The following is a 21,663-nucleotide window of genomic DNA, read 5'->3' on the forward strand; positions in this document are numbered from 1 at the left end:
GGATCAGGACCACGGACAGGACGAGGACCATGACCACGCACACGACAACGACCCCGTCGCGGCTCCGCCGCCTCGCGCTCCCCTTCGTCGGAGCGATCGCACTCACCGTCGGACTCATCGCACCGGTGTCGCCGGCATCCGCCGTGGCCCTGCCGAAGGGCGCCCCGTACCTGCTGTACACCGCGAGCATCAGCGCGAACGGCTCGGGGACCGGCTACTCGTCGTACATCAACGTGCACGACGCCCACAACAACGCCTACGCCTTCGGGATCCAGTCGGACAAGGGCTCCACCGTGAGCAAGGGCAAGCCGCGGTACATCTGGGAGCGCGTGCAGAACGGCAAGTTCACGTACGGCTACCTCGGCCCGGCGACGAACAAGCTCACCCCGATCGGCATGCGCTGGTACAAGAACGACGTCGCGACGATGATCGTGAACCACAAGACCGTCGCCAACCTGAAGCTCAACCTGGACGGACGGCTGTTCTTCAACGCCGAGGCCAACGCCCGTCTGAACGGTGACGTCGTGCACTCGACGGTGCAGAACACCCGCATCACGGTCGGCGACCGCAAGTCGAACACCGGGCTGAACGGCAAGTGGAACACGGGCTTCTCGTTCCACGGCCTGAAGGCCACGCAGACCAACAGCCCGCGGGTGCAGGGTGCGAGCTTCAAGATCGACGGCCGTGTGACCGGGCTGCCCCGCGGCGGCAACTGGGACACCGACCAGGTCTCCGGCATCGGGATGATCGCCCAGAAGTGGTGACCGACGCGAGGCGGTGAACCGCACGCGGAACAAGCGGCCTGACCCGGCGCACCGACTCCGATCGGCTGCCGGGTCAGGCCGCTTCGTCGTGGTCGGTGCGGTCGGCGTGGTCGGCGTGGTCGTCGAGGGGCGGCGCAGGGTCCCAGGGCGCGGCGTCCTGCTCGAGGACGTGTTCGGACGGACCCGCTGGCTCGGTGCCGTCCCCGAGGGTCGGTGCGCCGTGCAGCGCATCGGCGTCGTCGTCCGACCCCGGGTCGGTCGACGGTGCGTGTTCGTGGGGCTCTGCGGTGTGCTCCCCGCGGTCGGGTCCGTCCGCGGCGCCGTGACCCACAGCGGGGTCACGGACCTCGCCGGTGCGGGGGTCCACCCCACGCAGCCCACCGTGACCCGATGCGGCGTCGCCGACCTGCCGCGGAACCCGCAGCCAGTTGCTGATCCCCCACGCCAGGTCGTGGCCGATGCCGTCGGCGTCGATCTCGACCGAGGTCCCGCCACGACCGTCGCGTTCCCACGTGCGGATGCGAACCCGGCCGGCGACGACGATCCGGTCGCCCTTCTTCAGGGACTTGAACACGTTCGACGCGAGCGACCGGAACGCGGTGACGGTGTACCAGTTGGTCGCACCGTTGACCCAGGCCGAGGTGGCCCGGTCCCAACGACGCGAGGGTGACGCGAGCCGGAGACTCGTGATGGCGATGCCGGTCTCGGTGACGAGGTGCCGGGGCTCGGTGGCGACGATTCCGCAGACGGTGATGATGTCGTTCATGGGTCGATCGTCACGGAGCCCGGGGCTGCCTCAGCAGCCCCGGGCTGGATCTGTGGCGTGTGGACCCGATCAGACGACCTGTGGAGGACGAGTCCCCCGGGCCTCCTGTCCGGACCCGCTCAGTGCGCTCGGAACTCGGGCCGGGCGGCCAACGGTCCGAGCGCGGCGTGGACCGCGCCCTTCGCGGACTCGAGGGACGGGTAGGGCCCGCCCGCCCGTCGGCGTCCGTAGAGCTCGACCTCGAAGCCGTCCGCCGCGCGGTGGATGCTGCCCACTGCTCCGGCCGGACCGATGGCGACCCAGGTTCCCGTGTTGTCCGTCATGTTCGAACCACCTCCTCGTGGCCCTGCCGCCCCGGGGTCAGGACGCCAGGATGTACTGACTGTAGGCCTTCCGGACCTTGTTCACCTTGGGCAGCGCGACCGCGAGGCAGTAACCCTGCCCGGGGTTCTTCGCGAAGAAGTCCTGGTGGTACTCCTCTGCCGTGAAGAACGTCGAGAGCGGCTCGATGGTGGTGACGACCCCGCCGTCCCAGATGTCCGACGCCCGCTCGATCGCGCGCTCGAACAGCTCGCGCTGCGCGTCGTCGGCCGGGAACATCGCCGAGCGGTACTGCGTGCCGACGTCGGCGCCCTGCCGGTTCAGCTGACGGGGGTCGTGCAGCGTGAAGAAGACGTCGAGGACCACCTCGGCTGGGATCACCGACTCGTCGAACGTCACCGCGACCGCCTCGGCGTGCCCCGTCGTCCCGGTGCACACCAGTTCGTAGGACGGGTCGTCGACCTGTCCGCCGATGTAGCCCGACACCACGTCCTGCACACCCTGGAGCGTGCGGTACACGGCGTCGAGACACCAAAAACATCCACCTGCGAGCACGAACGTGGTCATGACGACACCCTCTCTCCGGGCCACGCGTGCGGCCCACTCGTTCCTCCACAACAGTGTGCGCGGAGACCCTGTTCCCCAGATCGGACGGCACCCCTCGGCGTGTCGGTGGTCCCCCGTAGCGTCGGCACCACACCGACCAGGAGGCCAGCGATGCAGACCATCACCGAACCCGCACTGCGGATCCGCACCGTCCCGCTGGCCCGCGCCCGGGGCGACTACCGCATCCTCGACGTCCGCGACGACCTGAGCCGCGTGACCCGGGCCAACGGTGAGATCGTCGGCTACGTCGACCGCATCGACGTCGCCGGCGACACCGCCTACCGTGCGCGCCGGTACGTCGCGACCGAGCGCCGGTTCGTCGAGCTGCCGAGCGTCTGGTCCGCCGACGACGCCGTGGACACCCTGCGCTGGTCATGATGTTCCACATTGGAATCATCTGCGCTGGGATGCGCGGAACGCCGTCCGACCTCCCCGACGCCTGATCGTCCCGTGGGTATGGTGCGCACATGGACTGGTGGAACGACCTGACCGACTGGACTTCGTCCGACACGGGGTGGCGGGTGCTCTCGGGCGCTGTGATCCCCTTCGTCGCGATCGTCGTGGCTGGTGTCATCGCGGCGCTCATCGGGCGCAGCGCGACCAAGCGGGTCGTGGCGCTGCAGGAGCGGGAATCGAAGAACGCGGCCGTGGCCGCGATCCTGACGGCTGCGCGCAAGGCTGCCGCGTGGGGATCGCTCGGACACGACGAGCGCGCCTACGCCGACCACCTGGCCGAGGACGCCGACATCCGGCTGCGCCTGCTCGCCGTGCAGGGTGCACCGCTGGCCGCCAACTGGGCCCAGCACGAGATCGCCGACATCAAGAAGAACTCGTCGACGTTCAGCTTCCAGGCGGACCAGTCCCTCGCCGAGTTCCGTGACCGCCTGCTCGACTGGCAGGCACGTCCGAGCCGTGCGCGCAAGCTCTTCAAGGCCGACCTCGAGCGCTGGAAGTTCGAGTCTCCGGACCCCGACGCCGACCTGATCAAGCGCCAGCAGGACTGGAACGCCGACCAGGGCGAGGCCCCGCGCACCCAGGCGCAGGGCCCGGCCCCGGCTGCTCCGGTCGAGCGCGCCACCCCGACGACGACCTCGCTGCGTCCGGCGCAGCGCCCCGCATCAGCGCCTTCGGTCCCGGCAGCCACCGCACCCGCTGCTGGTTCGCCCGCTGCCGGTGCGGCTGCGCCCGGAACCGCAGCCGCCGGATCCACCGGTGGGACGACCCCGTCGTTCTCGGTGAACCGCGGTGCCGGCACGAACCAGAACCGCGGGAGCACCGACCCGAACGCCACACGCTCCTTCGGCGAGAACACCACCCGCGTCTACGGCGACGACGAGGCTGCGCCGCCGGTGCGCCCGGCGCTCGGCACCCCGACCTCACCCGCACGCTCCACCCCGGGTCGCAGCACGGACGACACCGAGGCCGTGGACGACGCCAGCGCCACCCGTGCCTTCGGCGGCGCGAGCGCCACCCGTGCGTTCGGCGACACCGACCGCGCACCGCGGAACGACCGCCCGTCCTCTGCCGACCGCGCCGTCGCGACGCCCACGGCAGCCGAGGCGCACGTCAACCGCACACCGGCGAACGACGTCCCGCCGGCGTCGGCTCCCCGGGTCGAGACCCCCGGAACGACGAACACCACGTCCGTCCCGACGCGTCTGGGCCAGGCCCCCGCCGAACCGACCGACGCGAACGAGACATCGGAAGCGCCGTACACGCAGCCGATCAGCGCCGCCGAACTCCGGCGCCGCGCCGCGGACGACGACGAGTAACAGCCGCCACGACGCCACAGCGACGAGAACAGGGCCGCCATCCGCACAGGATGGCGGCCCTGTTCGTCTTCGGTGCCCCCGGCAGGAATCGAACCCGCGGCACGGTGGGTAGAAACCACCTGCTCTATCCACTGAGCTACGGAGGCAAGCAGCGTCGATTGTAGCGCCGTGACCAGATCCGGCGGTTGCCCAACGGTCGGCCGCCGTCTGCTCTCCGTTCCCCTCCGGGACACCCGCGCTTCGTAGCGTCCGGAGCATGCGCACCACCGGTTCCGTCCTCGCCGTCGTGCCCGCGCGTGCCGGGTCGAAGGGGATCCCCGGCAAGAACCTCCGCACCGTCGGGGGTCGTTCGCTGGTCCGTCGTGCGGTCGAGTCGGCTCGGCTGGCCGCGAGTATCGACGAGGTGGTCGTCACGACCGACGGCGACGCGATCGCCGCTGAGGCGGTCGCCTCCGGTGCCGCCGTGGTCCGCCGTCCGGCCGAGCTCGCCGGTGACGAGGCATCGTCCGAGTCCGCGCTGCTGCACGTCCTCGACGCGATCAGCACGCCACTGCCCGAGGTCCTCGTCTTCCTGCAGGCGACCTCGCCGTTCATCGACCCGGCCGACCTCGACGCCGCCGTCGCGCGCGTGGTCGACGGGCACGCCGACGCGGTGTTCGCGGCCGCAGCGTCGCACGCGTTCCTGTGGCGGACCGCGCCGGACGGCACCGCGGTCGCGGTCAACCACGACGCTGCGACCAGACCGCGCCGCCAGGACCGTGAGCCGGAGTTCCGCGAGACCGGCGCGTTCTACGTGATGCGGACGTCGGGGTTCCTCGAGCACCGGCACCGGTTCCACGGCCGCGTCGAGCTGGCAGTCGTCGACGGTGCCCGCGCGATCGACATCGACGACGAAGCCGACCTGGCCCTCGCCGAAGCCCTCGCCGAAGCCCTCGCCGAACCACTCGCCGAAGTGCCCGCACCCACCACGACCCGAGACCCATCCCCGACGCGGGCCACCCCCGCACCGAACGGAGCACCATGACCGTCACCATCGGTACGTCCACGATCGGCGCGGGCCACCCCGCCTACCTCATCGGCGAGATCGGCCTCAACCACAACGGCGACGTCGACATCGCGAAGCAGCTCATCGACGTCGCTGCCGACGCCGGCCTGCAGGCCGTCAAGTTCCAGAAGCGCACCCCCGCGATCTCGACGCCGGAGCACATGAAGAACACCCCGCGCAGCACCCCGTGGGGCGACATGACCTACCTGGAGTACCGCTACCGCGTCGAGTTCGACCGCGACCAGTACATCGAGATCGGTGACCACGCGACCCTCCGCGGTCTCGACTGGTTCGCGTCGCCGTGGGACGAGCCGTCGGTGGACTTCCTCGAGGACCTCAACGTCGTCGCCTACAAGATCGCGTCGGCGTCGGTGACGGACCTCGGGATGCTCGCCGCGGTCGCCGCGACCGGCAAGCCCGTCATCCTGTCGACCGGCATGTCCACGCTCGAGCAGATCGACGCCGCCGTCGAGACCCTCGGCACCGACCGCCTCGTCCTCATGCACGCGACGTCGACCTACCCGCTGCCGGCCGAGGAGGCGAACCTCCGCATGATCGACACGCTCGCCCACCGGTACGCGGGCGTCCCCGTCGGCTACTCCGGCCACGAGCCCGGCCTGCAGATCTCCATCGCCGCGGTCGCCCTCGGTGCCACGGCCGTCGAACGGCACATCACGCTGGACCGCACGATGTGGGGCTCCGACCACGCCGCGTCCCTCGAGCCGCACGGTCTGAAGACGCTCGCCCGTGACATCCGCATCATCGAGACCGCCCTCGGCGACGGCGTCAAGCGCATCTTCCCCGGCGAGCAGGCACCGCTCGCGAAGCTGCGTCGTGTCGGCGCGTGAGCGCATGCAGTCGCCATCCGGGCGCCGGCGAGCAGGCACCGCTCGCGAAGCTGCGTCGCGTCGGCGCGTGAGCGCATGCAGTCCCCATCCGGGCGCCGGCGAGCAGGCACCGCTCGCGAAGCTGCGTCGCGTCGGCGCGTGAGCGGAGCGCACGTGAGCACCGCGCACGTGACCGGCCCGGTCGACGGGACCCGCGCCCTGGACGTGCCGGCTGACGGCGGTGGGTCGACCGGCGGACGGGAGGCGCGCCTCCCGTCCGCCGCGTCACCACGCGTCCGACGCGTGGTCGGCCTGGTCGACACCGACTCGTTCGCGAAGTGGGGCGCCCACCTGCTGGCGACCGCGCCCGCCGACTGGGACCTGGAGCTGCGCACCGTGGCGACCCCGCGGTCGGCCAGTCCGAAGCAGCTGCGCTCGGCGTTCCGCGGGTTGGACCGACGACTCGCCCACCTGCACCGCGAACCGCCCGCACCGAAGGACGTCGACGCCGCCGTCGAGGAGCTCCGACAGGACCCGCCGGACGCCGTCCTGGTGTCCTTGATCGGGCCCGTGGCCGAACTCGTGATCGACGAGGTGCACCGGCGGATCCCGGACCGGCCGGTGCTGGTGTCCGGGCTGCCGGGGATCTCGTTCCCCGCGAAGTGGAAGGGCATCTTCTTCCGCGCCCGGGCCGACCTGTTCGTGCTGCACAGCCACCGCGAGGTGCGCGCGTACGAGGAACTGGCGCGCGAGGGCGGGGTCGAGCCGCACTTCGCACTCGCCACACTGCCGTTCGCCCGGGGTGCCGGCGCGACCGGCGGTACCGGCGCGACGGGCGCGCCCGTCCGCGACTCCGTCGTCTTCGCGGCGCAGCCGAGTGTGCCGCTCGAGCGGGCCGACCGAGCCCTCGTCGTGCGCTGGCTCGTCGACACGGCCCGCGCGCACCCGGAGTGGCGCGTCGTCATCAAGACCCGCGCCGCGGCCGGCGAGCACCAGACGCACCGCGAGGAGCACCCGTACCCGGACCTGGTGCCGGCGGACGCCCCGGCCAACCTGGTGGTGGAGAGCGGCCCGATGGCCGACCACCTCGACCGCGCGGTGGCACTCGTGACGATCAGTTCGACGGCCGTCCTCGAGGCTGCGGCCCGGGGTGTCCCCGCGCTCACGCTCACCGACTTCGGGATCGGGCGGCACCTGATCAACGAGGTGTTCGTGGGGAGTGGCCTCGAGGGGGACGCCGTCGACCTGGTCGACGGCCGGTTCGGGGCCGTCCGGCCGGAGTGGATGCGGGACAACTACTTCCACCCGGCCGCCGAGGACGACTGGCAGCGCCGACTGGTGGACCTCATGGCCCGACGGGACGCCGGGAGGCTGGTGGACCGGGCACCGGCTCGGCGGAGCCGTGGTGGGGCGCTGCGACGTGCGTGGGAGCGGAAGAACGCCCTCGGTGGGGCCGATCGAAGCCCGCTCGGGCTGGTCGCTCTGGGCATCGGGGCGCCGATCCGGAGTGCGAAGCGCCTGGCGCGGCGCATGCGGGCACTGATCGATCCGCCGGAGCCCGTCGTGGTGTCGGCGCCGACGTCGCAGCGCGCAGGAGGGCGCGCCGCTGCGCCCGCGTCGGGGGCCGCCGCGGCGGCGGCTCGGTCAGAGCGCCTTGGCCACCGCGAGCAGGAGCTGGTCCCGGGTCGGGACGCCGGGTGAACGGAAGACCTCGGTGCCGTCGTCCTGCCGCACGATGATCGTGGGCGTGGACCGGACACCGAGGTCTTCCGCGTCGTCGGGGTGCGCCGCCACGTCGTGTTCGGTCACGGTGAGCCCGGGGACGAGCGCCGAGGCCTCGGCCGACACCCTGCGGGCGGCGGCGCACGGCGCACAGAAGGCGGACGTCCAGAGATCGAGCTGCATGTGGTCCTGCAACGCGGCGGGTGGGGGTTCTACTCCCGGTCGAACTCACCGCTGCGGTCGCCGCGGTCCTGCAGGTCGTCCACGGGGTCGGACTCGCTCGGCTCGTAGGTGAACTCGACCGAGATCTGGTCGAGCACCTGGCGGGACTTGGCGGCGCGGTAGGTGAAGGCCGTCTGCAGGCCCTCGACGTCGGCGAACACCGTGACCTCGTCGTCCAGCGCGTCGCTCGTGGCGGTGCGGGTGTCGGTCGTGCCGTCGAAGGGACCGCCGTGGAAGATCGCGGTGTACTCGTCGCCTTCGTGGATGGTGATGTCGCTCATGCGTCCCTTCTACCAGGCGGCGGCTGGGGCAGTCTGTTCAGCCCGTCCTTGCGCGGCGGTCCTCGCCCGTTGCGCGGCGGCCCTCGCACGTTGCACGGCGGTCCTCGCCCGTTGCGCTCCGGTCGCCGCCGTTGCGGGATGCATAGCATCGCTATATAGTTCCGCTATGGAAACACCGCGTGAGCAGACGATCGAGACCCTCCTCGTCTCCGTCAACCGCCTGATCCGCCGCGCCGTCCAGTCGACGGGCAACACGTCCTCCACCGCCGTCTGGCGCACACTCGGCATCCTCGAGACCGACGAGCCCCTGCGGCTCGGCGAGCTGGCCACCGCGTCGCGCGTGGCGCAGCCCACGATGACCCGGCTCGTCGCTGGCATGCTCGCCGACGGTCTGGTCAGCCGCAGCGTCGACCCCGGCGACTCCCGCGGGCAGCTCGTCGAACTCACCGACGCCGGGCGCGACCGGCTCGCGGCCTGGCGTTCCACCCTCACCAGTACGGTCGGCCCGTTGTTCGCCGACCTGACCGACGACGACTGGGACGTCCTGCACCACGCGGCGGACCTGATCGCCCAGCGCACCCGGACAACCCCCAACGGAACGGAGATCCCCGCGTGAACGCCCACGCACCCGCCGGCCGGTCCGGCTCCATCCTCAAGCAGTCGTCAGCGGTCTGGGCGATCGCCTTCGCCTGCGTCGTCGCGTTCATGGGCATCGGCCTCGTCGACCCGATCCTCCCCGCGATCGCCGCGTCCCTGAAGGCGACCCCGGCGCAGACCGAGCTGCTCTTCACGAGCTACCTCGCCGTCACCGGTGTCGCGATGTTCTTCACGAGCTGGGTCTCGAGCCGCATCGGCGCGAAGCGCACCCTGCTCATCGGACTCGCCCTGATCGTGGTCTTCTCGGTCCTCGCCGCGACGTCGAACAGCGTGTGGAGCATCATCGACTTCCGCGCCGGGTGGGGTCTCGGCAACGCGCTCTTCATCTCCACCGCGCTCGCGACCATCGTCGGGGCAGCGTCGGGCGGCACCGCCTCGGCGATCATCCTGTACGAGGCAGCGCTCGGCCTCGGCATCGCCGTCGGCCCTCTCGTCGGAGGCCTGCTCGGCTCGGTGAGCTGGCGCGGCCCGTTCTTCGGCGTGACCACCTTGATGGCCGTCGCGTTCATCGCCATCGTCGCCCTGCTCAAGACCGGCAGTCTCGAGAAGCCCACACCCACCAAGCTCTCCGCACCGTTCCGCGCTCTCGGTCGTCCCGCGCTCGCCGCACTCGCCGCGACCGCACTGTTCTACAACATCGGCTTCTTCGTCCTGCTGGCGTACACGCCGTTCCCGCTTGGCTTCGGCGCGCTCGGCATCGGGTTCACGTTCTTCGGCTGGGGTGTCGGTCTCGCCATCACGTCGGTGTGGGTCGCCCCGATGCTCACCGCCCGGCTCCGCAGGACGACCGTGCTGAAGATCGCGCTGCCCTTGCTCGCACTCGACCTGTTCGCCGCCGCGCTCGTCGTCCGGTCGCAGGTGGGCCTGATCGTCTGCGTCGTCATCGGCGGCCTCGTGCTCGGTGTCCTGAACACCGTGCTCACCGAGTGCGTCATGGAGGCCACCGACCTCCCCCGCTCGGTCGCCTCGAGCGCCTACTCCGCCGTCCGCTTCATCGGCGGCGCCATCGCCCCGCCCGTCGCGACCCTGCTCGCCGACGAGTACTCCCCCTCGGCGGCGTACGTCTTCGCGGGTGCGTCCGTCGCGGTCGCCTTCGTCGTGATCCTCTGCACCACCAAGGTCCTGCGCCGCGTCGACGACGGTGCCGAGCCCGAGCGCGTCGAGGCCGAGGCAATCACCGCCGGCGAGATGGTCTAGGGGCGGGGCGGGTCCACCGCCACGCGGACGCTCCCCGCTCGCCCCGATTCTCCCGCGAACGGGCGAAATGCCCGAGTGTCCCCCGTGGGCACTCCGGCCTTTCGTCCGTTCGTGCATCTGCGCGCCCGCTCGCCCGTGCACCCGCGTACCCGTTCCTCCTTCTCCTTCCCCCGAGCGGCCGGCGGGAACGCCGCGGCAGGCGGGGTGGAACGAACCGCCTGGAGGCGCGACGCAGCCCGTCGGGGTCGCCACGGGCCTCCAGGCGGTCGCCGGCAGTGCTGTCGGCTCACGCCGCGGCCGAGCGGGCGGAACATCCGGGTGCGTCCGCCCAGTGGGCCCGGCATTTCGCCCGCTCGCGGTGGGGACGCAAGTCCGAGCGCGTGCGCCGCGGCAGGCGGGTGGAACGAGCTGACTGGAGGCGCGGGGCGGCCTGCCGGGGTCGTGACGGTCCTCCAGCCGGTCGCGTGTACCGCCTGCGCTTCGTGTCCCGGACGAGCGGGCGGAACACCCGGGTGCGTCCGGAGGGCGCCCGGGCATTTCTCCCGCTCGGGGATCGCACCCGCGGAACGCGCGGGCACGCACGGCCGCCCCCCCGCCCGCGGCCCGTACGGGAGGCACGCAGGGCGGGAATAGGATCGAGGACATGGCAACCGCGAATGACCGCCTCGTCTGGATCGACTGCGAGATGACCGGCCTCGACCTCGAGGTCGACGAACTCGTCGAGGTGGCCGTGGTCATCACCGACTTCGACCTCGAGCCCGTGCACCCCGGGTTCGACATCGTCATCAAGCCGGACCAGTCGGCGCTCGACAACATGAACGAGTTCGTGACGAACATGCACGTCACCTCGGGCCTCATCGAGGAGATCCCGAACGGCGTGAGCCTGGCGGACGCCGAGTACCAGGTGCTCGAGTACATCCTCGAGCACGTCCCCGCCGAGGGCTCCGCGCCCCTGGCCGGCAACACGATCGGCACCGACCGGGCGTTCCTGTCGAAGTACATGCCGCGCGTCGACGGACACCTGCACTACCGCAGCGTCGACGTGTCCAGCATCAAGGAACTCTGCCGCCGCTGGTTCCCGCGCGTGTACTTCAACGCGCCGGAGAAGCACGGTGGGCACCGTGCCCTCGCGGACATCCTCGAGTCGATCCGCGAGCTCGAGTACTACCGCCGCGCCAGCTTCGTCGCCGAGCCCGGCCCGAGCACCGACGACGTGCGCGCCGTGCAGGCCGACGTCGTGGCGAAGTGGGAGTCGCGGCTGGCGCAGCCCACGGCCGAGTAGCGACACGGGTGGTCCGCACCCCGTCCCGCATGTACTACTATTGAGTGGTCGCGCCGGTCCGCCGGTTCGAACATGGTGGATATAGCTCAGTTGGTAGAGCGCCTGGTTGTGGTCTAGGAGGTCGCGGGTTCGAGACCCGTTATTCACCCCAGTACTGAAGAACAGACGAAGGCCCCGGTCCGTTGGACCGGGGCCTTCGTCGTTCCACGAACATGTTCGGGTCTTGTGTAAAATATGTACTTCTGTATATTGTAGATCAGTGCAGACCCGATCCTTCCGACCAGACATCCAGGGCCTCCGTGGGATCGCCGTCGCCGTGGTCGTCCTCGACCATGCGTTCCGTTGGCCGAGCGGTGGGTTCCTCGGCGTCGACGTCTTCTTCGTGATCTCCGGGTTCGTCATCACCGCAGGGCTGCTGCGTGAACACGGGCGGACCGGACGGATCCGCCTCCGGGCCTTCGCCGCCCGACGCGTCCGCAGGCTCGCGCCGGCATCCCTCCTCGTGATCCTCGTGACCACGGCTGCGGCCTGGGTCCTCCTGCCGACGAGCAGGTTCGCTTCGGTCGCCGCCGATGCCGTCGCCTCCGTGCTCGCCGTGCAGAACTGGCGGTTGGCAGCAGCGGGCACCGACTACTTCGCGGCGACGGCAGCCGCCTCACCGTTCCAGCACTTCTGGTCCCTCGCGGTCGAGGAACAGTTCTACCTGGTGCTCCCGGTCCTCCTGCTGCTCCTGCTCGGGCGTCGCGCACGCCGAGACGATCGAACCGTCGGGCGCTCGGCACGTGCAACCGTCGTGATCGGCGGCCTCACGGTGTGCTCTCTCGCTTGGGCCTTCGTCGCTGCTGCGGTCGACCCTGCCTCCGCGTACTTCTCGACGGCGACGCGTGCATGGGAGCTCGGCGTGGGTGTCCTCGCCGCGATCGCTGTGCACCGTGCCCGGTCGGTCCGCCCGTGGGTCGCGGAGTGCATGGTCGTCATCGGACTCGGCGCGATCGCCGCGTCCGTCCTGCTCGGGCGGGAGACCTTCGGCATGCCGGCACCGCTCGCACTCGTCCCGACGCTCGGTACCGCGCTCATCCTGGTCGCCGGAGCCGGAGCCGGAACCGGAGCCGAAGCCGGAACCGGCGCCAGCTCCCGCTCCAGCTCTGGTACCGCACCCACCCGCACGGCCTGGGCAGCGGCACCGCTGCGCTGGCGTCCCCTCGTCGGACTCGGGACGGTGAGCTACTCGCTCTACCTCTGGCACTGGCCGTTCATCGTCCTGCTGCCCCTCTTCACATCGCTCCCCGTCGGCATCGCGGTCGTCCTCGCACTGCTGACGTCGATCGCGAGCTACGCAACGGTGGAGACCGCCTTCCGGCACCGCGGCCTCCGCGCCACGCTGCAGGAACACCGTCTGCGGCTGCAGGTCGGCGCGCTGGCCGCGCTGACCGTGCTCACCCTCGTCACCGTCTCGGGAACCGCCGAGCGGCTCCGGCCGCTCCCACCGGTTCCCGCTGCCGCGCCCGCCGCCGGGGACGACACCGACCTCGCCGCAGACGACTCGTTCCCGGCGCTGCAAGCCCGCGCCGACGCCATCGCAGCAGGGCTGGGCGCGCGATCGTGGCCAGACGACCTGACGCCGAGTGCCGAGGCGATCAGTGCCCCTGGCTACGCAGACTCCCTGACGAAGACCTCGAGTTGGGCGCCCACCCTCGGGTGCTCGGTGATCGGTGCCGATTGGCGCGCGGACTCGTGCACGTGGGGCGCCGCTCCGGGGACGTCCGTGATGCTCACTGGCGACTCCACCGGTGCGTTCTCGGCGCCGGGGTGGAGAGCGCTCGCAGAAGACCCCGACGCCGATGTGCAGGTCCGGAACGGCGCACAGATCGGCTGCCCCTTCTCCACGGCGGCGCTCACCTCGGACGTCGACACCTGCGCCGCCCACAACGCGGAGGTGCTCGCCGAGCTCGAACGGACGACCCCGGACGTCCTGGTCGTGACGAACCGGTTCTGGGACAAGGAAGACCCGAGCCTCGAAGGGATCACGCGAGAGTCCTACGAATCCGGCGTCAAGGGGATCATCGAGGCTGCCCGACCGCACGTCGGCCGCGTCGTCGTCGTACCCGCCACCCCGCCGGGGTACGCGCCGACCGGCTGTGTCGCCGGCACCCGGGGGCCACAGGACTGCCGAGAAGGCGATGCGACAGCCCGCGCCCAGATGCGTTCCCTGACCACCCTGCTCGACGACGTCGACGAGACCACGGTGCTCGACACGACCCCCCTCTGGTGCTCGTTCGGCACCTGCCCGCTGCTCATCGGGAACGTCCTCACCCGCTTCGATCCGGTCCACGTCACACCGGAGGCTTCACAGGCATCGGCGCCGGCGCTGCTCGACCTGCTCCGGAAGGAGGACATCCTGCCGGGTGTGCGACCATCGACCCCGTGATGGAGATGTCCGCCGAGGCCTTCGAGCGACTCGTGACCGACGAACTCGACCTGCTCCCCGACGAGATGGTCGACGGGCTCGACAACGTGGTGTTCGTGGTCGAGGACGAACCGGAGAACGGCGAAGAGCTCTTCGGTGTCTACGACGGCATCGCAGCCACCGAGCGCGGGCAGTACGGCTTCGGCGAGCTGCCCGACCGCATCGTGGTGTTCCGGAAGCAGCACCTGGCCGAGTGCGACACCGTCGAGGAGCTCAAGGACGAGGTGCACACCACCCTCGTGCACGAGATCGGGCACTTCTACGGCATCGACGACGAGCGGCTGCACGAGCTCGGCTGGGCGTAGCGGCCAGGGACGCACCCGCGCACCTGCACCCGCACCTCAGAACCGCGTCGGCCCCACCTCGTGGTACTTCTCCCACGCCCCCACCGGCCCCCGCCCGTGCAGCGCGTACTCCCCCACGAGCCGCTCCTTGTAGGCCGCCGGGTTGTGCGACGCCACCACCCGCGCGTTCCGCCAGTGCCGGTCGAGCGCACGCGTCCGGTCGGCCGCCGACGCCCCGCCGACCTCGAACAGCTCGGACGCCGACCGCAGCACCCGCGGCCCGATCTCGACCTGCGCCTGGTACACGGCGTTCTCGGCCGCGTCGAGCAGCACGCGGTCGACGCCGACCCCGGGTTCGTTCGTCGCGACGACCCCGTCGAGCAGCTCCGCGGCGGCGGCGACGAGCGACCGGGCGGTGAACGCGCCGGCCGACAGTCGCCCGAGCACCGCGAGCACCTGCGGGTCCTGGCCCGGCACGGCCGCGTTGGCGTGGATGTACGTGCGGGTCCGTGGTCGCACGAAGGCCACGGCGTCGTCGGACACCGCCTGCCCGATCCCGGCGAGGACCGCCAGCAGGTACAGCTGGTAGAAGGCCTGGATGTGCGACAGCGGAGCGTCCCGGTACGCCGACACCACCGACGGGTCGACCGACACCCCGTCGAACACGGTCGTGCCGGACGCTGTCAGCCGCTGCCCGAACCCGTCCCAGTCGTCGATGCTCTTCACGCCCGGCGCGGAGGCGTCCACGGCGAACGTCACGCGCTCCCCGTCGCGGTCCGCCGCCAGGTATATCCAGTCCGCGTAGAGCGTGCCGGTCGAGTAGAACTTCCGCCCTTCGAGGCGGAGGAGATCACCAGCCGGCGTCACCGTGGTCGAGATGTCGGCCAGCGTCGTCCCGGTCCGCTCCGAGGTCGCGTTCCCGATGATCGCGCCGCCGACGATGCGCTGGAGCCACTCGTCGCGCGACGCGGAGTGCGGCCGCAACAGCACCAGTTCGGTGTACCCGAAGTGTCCCCGCCACAGGTGCGCGATGTTCGAGTCCGCCGCCGCCAGGTCCGCCACCAGGTGCGCGAGTTCCACCAGCGTCACGCCGAAGCCACCGCGGTCCTCCGGCACGCGCAACCGCCCGAACCCCGCGTCGGCGAGCGCCCGGACCTCGGCGTGCGGCAGCGGCCGGTCGCCCGGCTTCCCGGACGCCAGCTCACGCTCGACCGCGCCGTCGCGGATCATCGCGAACACGGGAGCGAAGCGGTCGCGCAGGGTCGACAGACGGTCGGCCGGGAGGCCCGGCGTGCGCCCGTCGGTCGTCGTCGCGTCCGTCATGCGGGCACCTCCACCGCACGGGCTGCGTCCGCGACGCCGCTCGCGCCACCGGAGAACGCCCCGCGCCACTGCCGGGCCGGGTGCGAGTCCGGTAGCTGCGCGTGGTCGAAGAGCTTCTCGCGCAGGGTGCCCTCGCGGTACTCGGACTGCATCAACCCGCGCTCCTGCAGGGTCGGTGCGATGTGGTCGACGAACTCTTCGTACGAGCCGGGCAGCGTCCAGTTGATGACGTTCACGCCGTCGACGCCCACCCGCTGCCAGTCGGCGAGCTCGTCGGCGATCTGCTCCGGCGTACCGACGACCCGGGCGCGGAGCTTGGCGGACAGGCGGGCCAGGTCGGCGATGGTCGGCTCGCGGTCCCCGGCGGCCTCGCGGAGCCACTGCAGGTGCGACTGCCCGGCGTGGGTGCGGACCTCGGACAGCGGGGTGTCGGGGTCGAGGGGCTCGCCGGTGTCCGCGTCGAAGCCGAGGTTCGAGTGCACCAGGAACCCGTCGGCGGCCAGGTACTCGTCGATCTCCGCTTCCTTGGCCTTCGCCTCGGCCTCGGTCGAGCCGGTGACGAAGGTCAGGCCGAGGAAGAACGCGATGTCGTCGCGCCGCCGGCCGGCGGCCGCGGCCAGGTCGCGGGTCTCCCGGATGAGCTGTTCGGTGGCGTCACGGTTCGAGGTCAGGATGAACTGGGCCTCGGCGTTCCGGGCCGCGAAGGCTCGGCCGGCGGGCGAGGACCCCGCCTGGAACAGCACCGGCGTCCGCTGCGGTGACGGTGCCGACAGGTGCGGACCCTGCACGTCGTAGCGGGCGCCGTGGTGGTCGATGCGGTGCACCCTGTCGGGGTCGGCGTAGCCGCGGACGGGGTCCTTCAGGACGGCGCCGTCGTCCCAGGATCCCTCCCAGAGCTTCGCGCAGACCTCGAGGTACTCCTCGGCCCAGACGTAGCGCTCGTCGTGCTCCTCGAGCCGGTCGGCGCCGAAGTTCCGGGCGGCGCTGTCGAGGGCGCTCGTGACGACGTTCCAGCCGATGCGACCCCGGGTGATGTGGTCGAGCGTGGAGACCTTGCGGGCGAAGTCGAACGGATGCGCCTGGATGACGCTCGAGGTGAACGCCAACCCGAGGTGCTCGGTCGACACGGCGAGCGCGGAGAGCAGCACCGAGGGGTCGTTCGAGGGGATCTGCAGCCCCTCGCGCAGGTTGGTCGAGTAGTCGCCGCGACCGGGGCCGTAGGTGCCGACGACGTCGGCGAAGAACATCGCGTCGAACTTGCCGCGCTCGAGGGTCCTCGCCAGGTCGGTCCAGAGCGTCACGTCGTCGAAGTCGGCCTGCCGAGCGTCGGGGTGCCGCCACAGGCCGTGCTGGATGTGCGACGTCGTGTTCATGACGAAGGCCGCGAAGCGCAGCGGGCGGTTCGGTGCATCGCTCATGCGACCCATCGTGGTCGGCGGGCACCGCCCGCCGACAGCGACGTGACCTCACGTTACGCGTGGTGTTCCCCGGCGCAGTGGACGCGACCATGCTCCTGAGGCATGCCGAGCCAGACCACCGTCACCGCGCCTCCCGGCCGTCCCGCCGCACCGTCGACCAGCGCGACCCGTCGTCGGGTCGCGCTCGCGTCGTTCATCGGGACGACCGTCGAGTACTACGACTTCTACCTCTACGCGACGGCCTCGGCGCTGGTGTTCGCACCGACGTTCTTCCCGTCCGTCACACCCGCGGTCGGGGTGATCGCGTCGTTCGCGACCTACGGCGTCGGGTTCGTGGCGCGGCCGCTCGGCGGGGTGGTCGCCGGGCACCTGGGCGACCGGATCGGGCGGAAGAAGCTGCTCGTCGCATCGCTGGTGCTGATGGGCATCGCGTCCACGCTGATCGGGGTGATCCCGTCCGCCGCGACCATCGGGGTCGGCGCCGTCGTGGCGCTCGTGTTCCTGCGGCTGCTGCAGGGTGTCGCTGCCGGAGCCGAGTGGGGCGGCTCGGCGCTGCTGTCCGTCGAGCACGCGCCCGAACGGCACCGCGGGCTGTTCGGGGCGTTCACGCAGATGGGCTCGGCCGGTGGGATGCTCCTGGCGACCGGGGTCTTCACGCTCGTGCGGTCGCTGCTCGGCACCGAGGCGTTCCTGGCCTGGGGCTGGCGGCTGCCGTTCCTGTTCTCCGCCGTGATCGTCGCGGTCGGGCTCGTCATCCGGCTCGGCGTGCAGGACGCCCCGGTGTTCCAGGAGCTGCGTGCCTCGGGTGGGGTCGAACGGTTCCCGGTGTGGCAGGCGATCCGGCAGCACCCGCGGTCGATCCTGGTGACGGCGGGCCTGCGACTCGTACAACCGGCGCTGTACTCGATCCTGACGACGTACGCACTGACCTACCTCGGCAACGTGCGGGGGCCGTCGGGCTCGGACGCGGGGCTGCAGGCCGTGCTCGTGATCTCGGCGGTGTCGCTCGTGTCGACGCCGTTCTGGGGGTGGCTGTCCGACCGGGTCGGGCGGCGGGTGCTCACGATCTGGTCGGCTGTGGGCATCGCGGTGCTCATCTGGCCGTTCTTCGCGTTCCTCGACGCCGGGCCCCTCGTGCTGCTGCCGCTCGTGGCGCTGATCGGGATGTGCGTGTTCCACGACAGCATCTACGGCCCGCAGGCGGCGTGGTTCGCGGAGCAGTTCCCGACCGGGCGGCGGTACTCGGGGATGTCGCTCGGCTACCAGATCGGGTCGATCTTCTCGGTGGGGCTGACGCCGCTGCTGGCCGCGGTGTTCGTGCAGTTGGGCGGTGGCTCGCCGTGGATCCTGTGCGGGTACCTCGGGGTGTACGCGGTGCTGACGATCGTGGCGGCGGTGTTCGCGGTGGATCCGCGCGCGGGGCGCGGCGGGAGGGCGGCGCGGGCGCGGACGCGGGCGCGGGCGGGGGCCGGCGCGGGCGCGGGCGCGGGCCGAGTCTCGGCTTGACGGACAGTTCTCGCCTTCCGTAGCCCGAGAACTGTCCGAGGACGCGTGACTCGCGGCCGCCGCAGGGCGCTACGTCCGCAGGACCACGTCGGCCAGGGCGGCCGGGTCCTCGGCGGCGATGAAGGCCTGCTCCTGCGCGGCCCAGCGGTCCCACTCGCGTGCGAAGACCTCGCCGTCGCGTCCGATCGCCCGGTCCCAGCGCACGGCGTCGTCGGCCTCGAGCCACACACGCAGCGACGCCAGCGGTGCCGACGCCCGCGACAACGCCCCGCAGCCCTCCACCACGATCGGCAGGTCGGGGTCCACCGACGTCCACTCCGCGGGTCCGTCGGCGTCCCAGTCCCATCGTCGGTAGCCGCTCGGCGCTCCGAGCACGTCGGTCACCAGGGCGTCCGAAGCCGCTCGCAGGCCGTCCCAGCCCGGGTAGAGGTCGTCCAGGTGCACGAGCTGCGCTCCGAGCTGTTCCGCGACCTGCGCGCCGAGGGTCGTCTTGCCCGTGCCGGACCGGCCATCGATGAGCACGATGGCACGGTGGCCCGTGGCGGCGGCGACACCGGCGGCAGCAGCAGCGAGGCCCGGGGCGAGGTCCCCCGCGGTCGTGCCGGTCCCCGCGGTCCCGCCGGTCGTGCCGGTCGTGCCGGCTCTGCCCGTCGTGCCCGTGGCACGTTCCGCGTCAGGCACGCCAGGTCCCCGTGCTCACCGCGACGGCGATCGACACCACGCCGATGCCGACCAGCACCGCCACCGTCGCCCACTCCGGCCCGGCGAACCGCGCGACCCGCGCCCAGGTCCGCCGTCCGGGAGCGCCGAACCCGCGTGACTCCATCGCCACCGCCAGGGTCGTCGCCCGGCGCAGCGCGAGCACGAGCAGCGCGAACGCCATGGTCGCTCCGCGGCGCAGCCTCCCGGAGTCCGCCAGTCCCCGGGCACGCCGGGCCATCGCGAGCTGTCGCCAGTCGTCGACGAGCAGCGTCATCATCCGGACGGCGGCGAGGGCCCCGAGCACGAAACGCGCGGGCAGCCGCAGCACCTGCGCGAGCCCGTCCGCCAGGTCGGTCGGGTCGACCCGCACGAAAAGCGCGATGGCTGGCACCCCCACCGCGAGGACCCGGAGCGCGGTCGCCAGCGCGAGCGTCAGCGATCCGTCGGTGACGTGCGCGAACCCGAGGTCGAACCACTCCCGACCCGAGGGTCTGCCGTACAGCGCGATGCTCACCGCCGTCAGCGGCACCGCGACCAGCACCGGTGCGAGTCGGAAGAGCAGTGTCCGGACCGGCAGGCGCAGGAGCGGCAGGAGCGCGAGTTCGAGCGCCAGGGCGACGGCGGCCGAGACGACGTCGAGGCTCAGCACCAGGCAGACACCGAGTGCGAGCACGCCGATCAGGGAGGCAACGGGCTGGACGCCGGGGATGCCGGTCGCGCGCGCGGCCAGCGGTCGTCGCGTGGGGTCCGACGCGTCGGTCGCGGCGGTCCGGTCCGTGTCGGTGGTCCGGTGCGTCCCGGCGGTCCGGTCTGGAGGCCCGGGGCGGTTCCCGGCTGTCGGTCCCGTCTCCGGGATGGCCGCGCCCGCCGACCCCTGGTCGCGCCCGACGGACCGCGCGCCGTCCGGCCCGAGGACGACCTCGTCGGCGTCGAGTGCCCGGACGAGGTCGCGGTCGTGGGTGACCGCCACCACCGCGGTACCGGCGTCCGCGAGTGCTCCGAGGCGCCCCACGACGGCCTGCCACGTGGCACGGTCCTGCCCGGAGGTCGGTTCGTCGAGCACGACGACCGGCGGACGGGCCGCGATGGCCGAGGCGATCGCGAGTCGTCGCTGCTCGCCGCCGGACAGGGTGAACGGGTTGGCGTCGGCCAGGTGTGCGAGCCCGAACTCGTCGAGCAGCGCGGAGGCTCGTTCGGCGGCATCGGGCGCACCGAGCACGCGGGGGCCGGCTTCGACCTCCTCGCGCACGGAACGGGCGACGAACTGGTGCTCCGGATCCTGGAACACCGCGCCGATCCGGGCCGCGAGTTCGCGGCTCGTCCAGGTGTGGGGCGTCGTGCCGATGCCGTCGGCCAGGAGGTCCGTGGCGTGGAGCTCACCGGCTGCCGGTGGGAGCAAGCCCGCGAGGGTCAGACCGAGCGTCGACTTGCCGACACCGTTCGGTCCGGTGACCGCGAGGACCTGCCCGGCTCGGAGCCCGAGGTCGATGCCGTTCCCGACCGGCTGCTTCCCCCGTGCCGTGCCGAGCCCCCGCGTCTCGAGCAGCACCGTGGTCCCCGCCCCGCGCGCCCCCTCGCCCGCGCCGAGCGCCCCTTCGCCGAGCGGGCGGAATGCCGCAGTCACCCCACCGGGCGACCCGGGTATTTCGCCCGCTCGTCCCGCCGCACGCTGCCCTCGCGCAGAACCGCGCTCCGGCTCGGCACCGGGCACCCAGACCCCGGCCGCGGTGAGCGCCTCGCCGTGGGTCGCCAGCACCTGCGCCGGCGGACCGTCCGCGACGACGCCGCCCGCCGGTTCGAGCAGCACGAGCCGGTCGACCAGGTCGAGCCAGGTGCCGATCCGGTGCTCCACCACGAGCAGCGTCGCCCCGGTGTCGTCGAGCAGTGCCCGGACGGCGTCGTGCACCTGCGCCACACCCTCGGGGTCGAGGTTGGCGCAGGGCTCGTCGAGCACGAGCGCACCGGGCCGCATCGCGAGCACGCCGGCGAGCGCCAACCGCTGCCGCTGGCCGCCGGACAACTGCGCGGTGGAGCGGTCGAGCGGCAGGTCGAGGCCGACGACGTCGAGCGCGGACCGCACCCGGTCCCAGGTCTCGTCGCGGGGGACGCCGGCGTTCTCGCAGCCGAAGGCCACGTCGTCGCCGACGCGGGACATCACGGTGTGCGCCTCGGGGTCCTGCATGACGAGGCCGACACGCCCGCGGACCGCGCGGGGGTCGGACTCGTCGACCAGGAGTGTCCCTTGCACCGACGCCGCGGTGTCGTCGGTGGCGTCGGGTTCGTCGGGCAGCACGCCGGCGACGGCTCGCAGGAGCGTCGACTTGCCGGCCCCGGACGGTCCGACGACGGCCACGCGCTCCCCGGGCCCGACGACCAGGTCGACTCCGCGGACGGCCCAGGCGTCCCGTTCCGCGTACCGCCAGCCCCAGCCACGGAACACGATGCGCGCCCCGCGGACGCCGACGCCGGCATCGCCACCGGCGGAGGTGGGCGTCACCGAC

The 21,663-nt window shown here is 72.0% G+C and carries 21 protein-coding genes and 2 tRNA genes; 13 read left to right on the forward strand and 10 right to left on the reverse strand.

Going from position 1 to position 21,663, the window contains the following annotated elements:
* Window positions 1-29: 29 nt before the first annotated feature.
* Window positions 30-764 carry a hypothetical protein gene (locus tag ITJ50_RS07075; protein ID WP_017886043.1) on the forward strand — a complete coding sequence of 245 codons (735 nt, stop codon included), beginning with the start codon at window positions 30-32 and terminating at the stop codon, window positions 762-764.
* Window positions 765-837: 73 nt separating this feature from the next.
* On the opposite strand, the gene ITJ50_RS07080 is transcribed toward ITJ50_RS07075, so the two are convergent.
* From ITJ50_RS07080 to msrA, 3 genes are all read right to left on the reverse strand, one after another.
* Window positions 838-1,530 (reverse strand): single-stranded DNA-binding protein, encoded by a 693-nt coding sequence (locus ITJ50_RS07080; protein WP_052481732.1) that lies wholly within the window; start codon window positions 1,528-1,530, stop codon window positions 838-840.
* Window positions 1,531-1,649: 119 nt separating this feature from the next.
* The gene (locus tag ITJ50_RS07085; protein WP_017886045.1) at window positions 1,650-1,853 is read right to left on the reverse strand and encodes a hypothetical protein; all 204 of its coding nucleotides are present in this window, start codon (window positions 1,851-1,853) and stop codon (window positions 1,650-1,652) included.
* Between the two features lie 37 nt (window positions 1,854-1,890).
* Window positions 1,891-2,418, reverse strand: a complete 528-nt coding sequence (gene msrA / locus ITJ50_RS07090) for a peptide-methionine (S)-S-oxide reductase MsrA (protein ID WP_031259244.1) — start codon at window positions 2,416-2,418, stop codon at window positions 1,891-1,893.
* Between the two features lie 150 nt (window positions 2,419-2,568).
* On the opposite strand from msrA, the gene ITJ50_RS07095 reads away from it, so the two are divergent.
* Both ITJ50_RS07095 and ITJ50_RS07100 read left to right on the forward strand, forming a co-directional pair.
* Window positions 2,569-2,835, forward strand: coding sequence for a hypothetical protein (locus ITJ50_RS07095; RefSeq protein ID WP_017886047.1), 267 nt, complete (start codon window positions 2,569-2,571; stop codon window positions 2,833-2,835).
* A gap of 89 nt (window positions 2,836-2,924) precedes the next feature.
* Complete coding sequence (locus ITJ50_RS07100; RefSeq protein WP_194590205.1) at window positions 2,925-4,229, forward strand: hypothetical protein; 1,305 nt, start codon at window positions 2,925-2,927, stop codon at window positions 4,227-4,229.
* A gap of 73 nt (window positions 4,230-4,302) precedes the next feature.
* Here ITJ50_RS07100 and ITJ50_RS07105 read toward each other — a convergent pair.
* Window positions 4,303-4,375: transfer RNA gene (locus tag ITJ50_RS07105), tRNA-Arg, on the reverse strand.
* A gap of 110 nt (window positions 4,376-4,485) precedes the next feature.
* On the opposite strand from ITJ50_RS07105, the gene ITJ50_RS07110 reads away from it, so the two are divergent.
* From ITJ50_RS07110 to ITJ50_RS07120, 3 genes are all read left to right on the forward strand, one after another.
* Window positions 4,486-5,253, forward strand: coding sequence for a cytidylyltransferase domain-containing protein (locus ITJ50_RS07110; RefSeq protein ID WP_194590206.1), 768 nt, complete (start codon window positions 4,486-4,488; stop codon window positions 5,251-5,253).
* Window positions 5,250-6,122 carry an N-acetylneuraminate synthase family protein gene (locus tag ITJ50_RS07115; RefSeq protein WP_017886049.1) on the forward strand — a complete coding sequence of 291 codons (873 nt, stop codon included), beginning with the start codon at window positions 5,250-5,252 and terminating at the stop codon, window positions 6,120-6,122. The genes ITJ50_RS07110 and ITJ50_RS07115 overlap by 4 nt, the downstream gene beginning before the upstream one ends.
* Window positions 6,123-6,260: 138 nt before the next feature.
* A complete protein-coding gene (locus ITJ50_RS07120) occupies window positions 6,261-7,802 on the forward strand; it encodes a DUF6716 putative glycosyltransferase (protein WP_194590207.1) in 1,542 nt (513 codons plus the stop codon).
* On the opposite strand, the gene ITJ50_RS07125 is transcribed toward ITJ50_RS07120, so the two are convergent.
* Both ITJ50_RS07125 and ITJ50_RS07130 read right to left on the reverse strand, forming a co-directional pair.
* On the reverse strand, window positions 7,746-8,006 hold the full coding sequence (locus ITJ50_RS07125; RefSeq protein ID WP_017886050.1) for a thioredoxin family protein: 261 nt from the start codon (window positions 8,004-8,006) through the stop codon (window positions 7,746-7,748). The two genes, ITJ50_RS07120 and ITJ50_RS07125, sit on opposite strands and share 57 nt — an antisense overlap.
* A 29-nt stretch (window positions 8,007-8,035) precedes the next feature.
* Entirely contained in the window at window positions 8,036-8,326 is a 291-nt protein-coding gene (locus ITJ50_RS07130; RefSeq protein ID WP_194590208.1) for an oligoribonuclease, read from the reverse strand.
* A gap of 166 nt (window positions 8,327-8,492) precedes the next feature.
* Between ITJ50_RS07130 and ITJ50_RS07135 the strand changes: the two genes are divergently transcribed.
* The 6 genes from ITJ50_RS07135 to ITJ50_RS07160 all read left to right on the forward strand — a co-directional run bounded on the left by ITJ50_RS07135 (window position 8,493) and on the right by ITJ50_RS07160 (window position 14,234).
* Window positions 8,493-8,942: a MarR family winged helix-turn-helix transcriptional regulator gene (locus ITJ50_RS07135; RefSeq protein WP_017886052.1), complete on the forward strand. Its 450-nt coding sequence runs from the start codon at window positions 8,493-8,495 to the stop codon at window positions 8,940-8,942.
* Window positions 8,939-10,180 carry an MFS transporter gene (locus ITJ50_RS07140; protein ID WP_194590209.1) on the forward strand — a complete coding sequence of 414 codons (1,242 nt, stop codon included), beginning with the start codon at window positions 8,939-8,941 and terminating at the stop codon, window positions 10,178-10,180. Before ITJ50_RS07135 ends, ITJ50_RS07140 begins: the two co-directional genes overlap by 4 nt.
* A 643-nt stretch (window positions 10,181-10,823) precedes the next feature.
* Entirely contained in the window at window positions 10,824-11,462 is a 639-nt protein-coding gene (orn, locus tag ITJ50_RS07145) for an oligoribonuclease (protein ID WP_194590210.1), read from the forward strand.
* A gap of 75 nt (window positions 11,463-11,537) precedes the next feature.
* Window positions 11,538-11,613: transfer RNA gene (locus ITJ50_RS07150), tRNA-His, on the forward strand.
* Between the two features lie 108 nt (window positions 11,614-11,721).
* Window positions 11,722-13,890, forward strand: a complete 2,169-nt coding sequence (locus tag ITJ50_RS07155; protein ID WP_194590211.1) for an acyltransferase family protein — start codon at window positions 11,722-11,724, stop codon at window positions 13,888-13,890.
* Window positions 13,890-14,234: a metallopeptidase family protein gene (locus ITJ50_RS07160; RefSeq protein ID WP_194590427.1), complete on the forward strand. Its 345-nt coding sequence runs from the start codon at window positions 13,890-13,892 to the stop codon at window positions 14,232-14,234. The genes ITJ50_RS07155 and ITJ50_RS07160 overlap by 1 nt, the downstream gene beginning before the upstream one ends.
* 36 nt (window positions 14,235-14,270) lie before the next feature.
* Here the strand turns inward: ITJ50_RS07160 and ITJ50_RS07165 are convergent, their stop codons facing one another.
* Window positions 14,271-15,536, reverse strand: a complete 1,266-nt coding sequence (locus ITJ50_RS07165) for an acyl-CoA dehydrogenase family protein (protein WP_194590212.1) — start codon at window positions 15,534-15,536, stop codon at window positions 14,271-14,273.
* Window positions 15,533-16,954 (reverse strand): LLM class flavin-dependent oxidoreductase, encoded by a 1,422-nt coding sequence (locus ITJ50_RS07170; RefSeq protein ID WP_140449344.1) that lies wholly within the window; start codon window positions 16,952-16,954, stop codon window positions 15,533-15,535. The genes ITJ50_RS07165 and ITJ50_RS07170 overlap by 4 nt, the downstream gene beginning before the upstream one ends.
* 102 nt (window positions 16,955-17,056) lie before the next feature.
* On the opposite strand from ITJ50_RS07170, the gene ITJ50_RS07175 reads away from it, so the two are divergent.
* Complete coding sequence (locus ITJ50_RS07175) at window positions 17,057-18,460, forward strand: MFS transporter (RefSeq protein WP_194590213.1); 1,404 nt, start codon at window positions 17,057-17,059, stop codon at window positions 18,458-18,460.
* Between the two features lie 69 nt (window positions 18,461-18,529).
* On the opposite strand, the gene ITJ50_RS07180 is transcribed toward ITJ50_RS07175, so the two are convergent.
* Both ITJ50_RS07180 and ITJ50_RS17785 read right to left on the reverse strand, forming a co-directional pair.
* Entirely contained in the window at window positions 18,530-19,141 is a 612-nt protein-coding gene (locus tag ITJ50_RS07180; RefSeq protein WP_194590214.1) for an ATP-binding protein, read from the reverse strand.
* Window positions 19,134-21,659, reverse strand: a complete 2,526-nt coding sequence (locus ITJ50_RS17785) for an ATP-binding cassette domain-containing protein (RefSeq protein WP_323749892.1) — start codon at window positions 21,657-21,659, stop codon at window positions 19,134-19,136. The genes ITJ50_RS07180 and ITJ50_RS17785 overlap by 8 nt, the downstream gene beginning before the upstream one ends.
* Window positions 21,660-21,663: the final 4 nt, after the last annotated feature.

This window comes from Curtobacterium sp. VKM Ac-2889 (genome assembly GCF_015350855.1).
Taxonomy (GTDB): domain Bacteria; phylum Actinomycetota; class Actinomycetes; order Actinomycetales; family Microbacteriaceae; genus Curtobacterium; species Curtobacterium poinsettiae.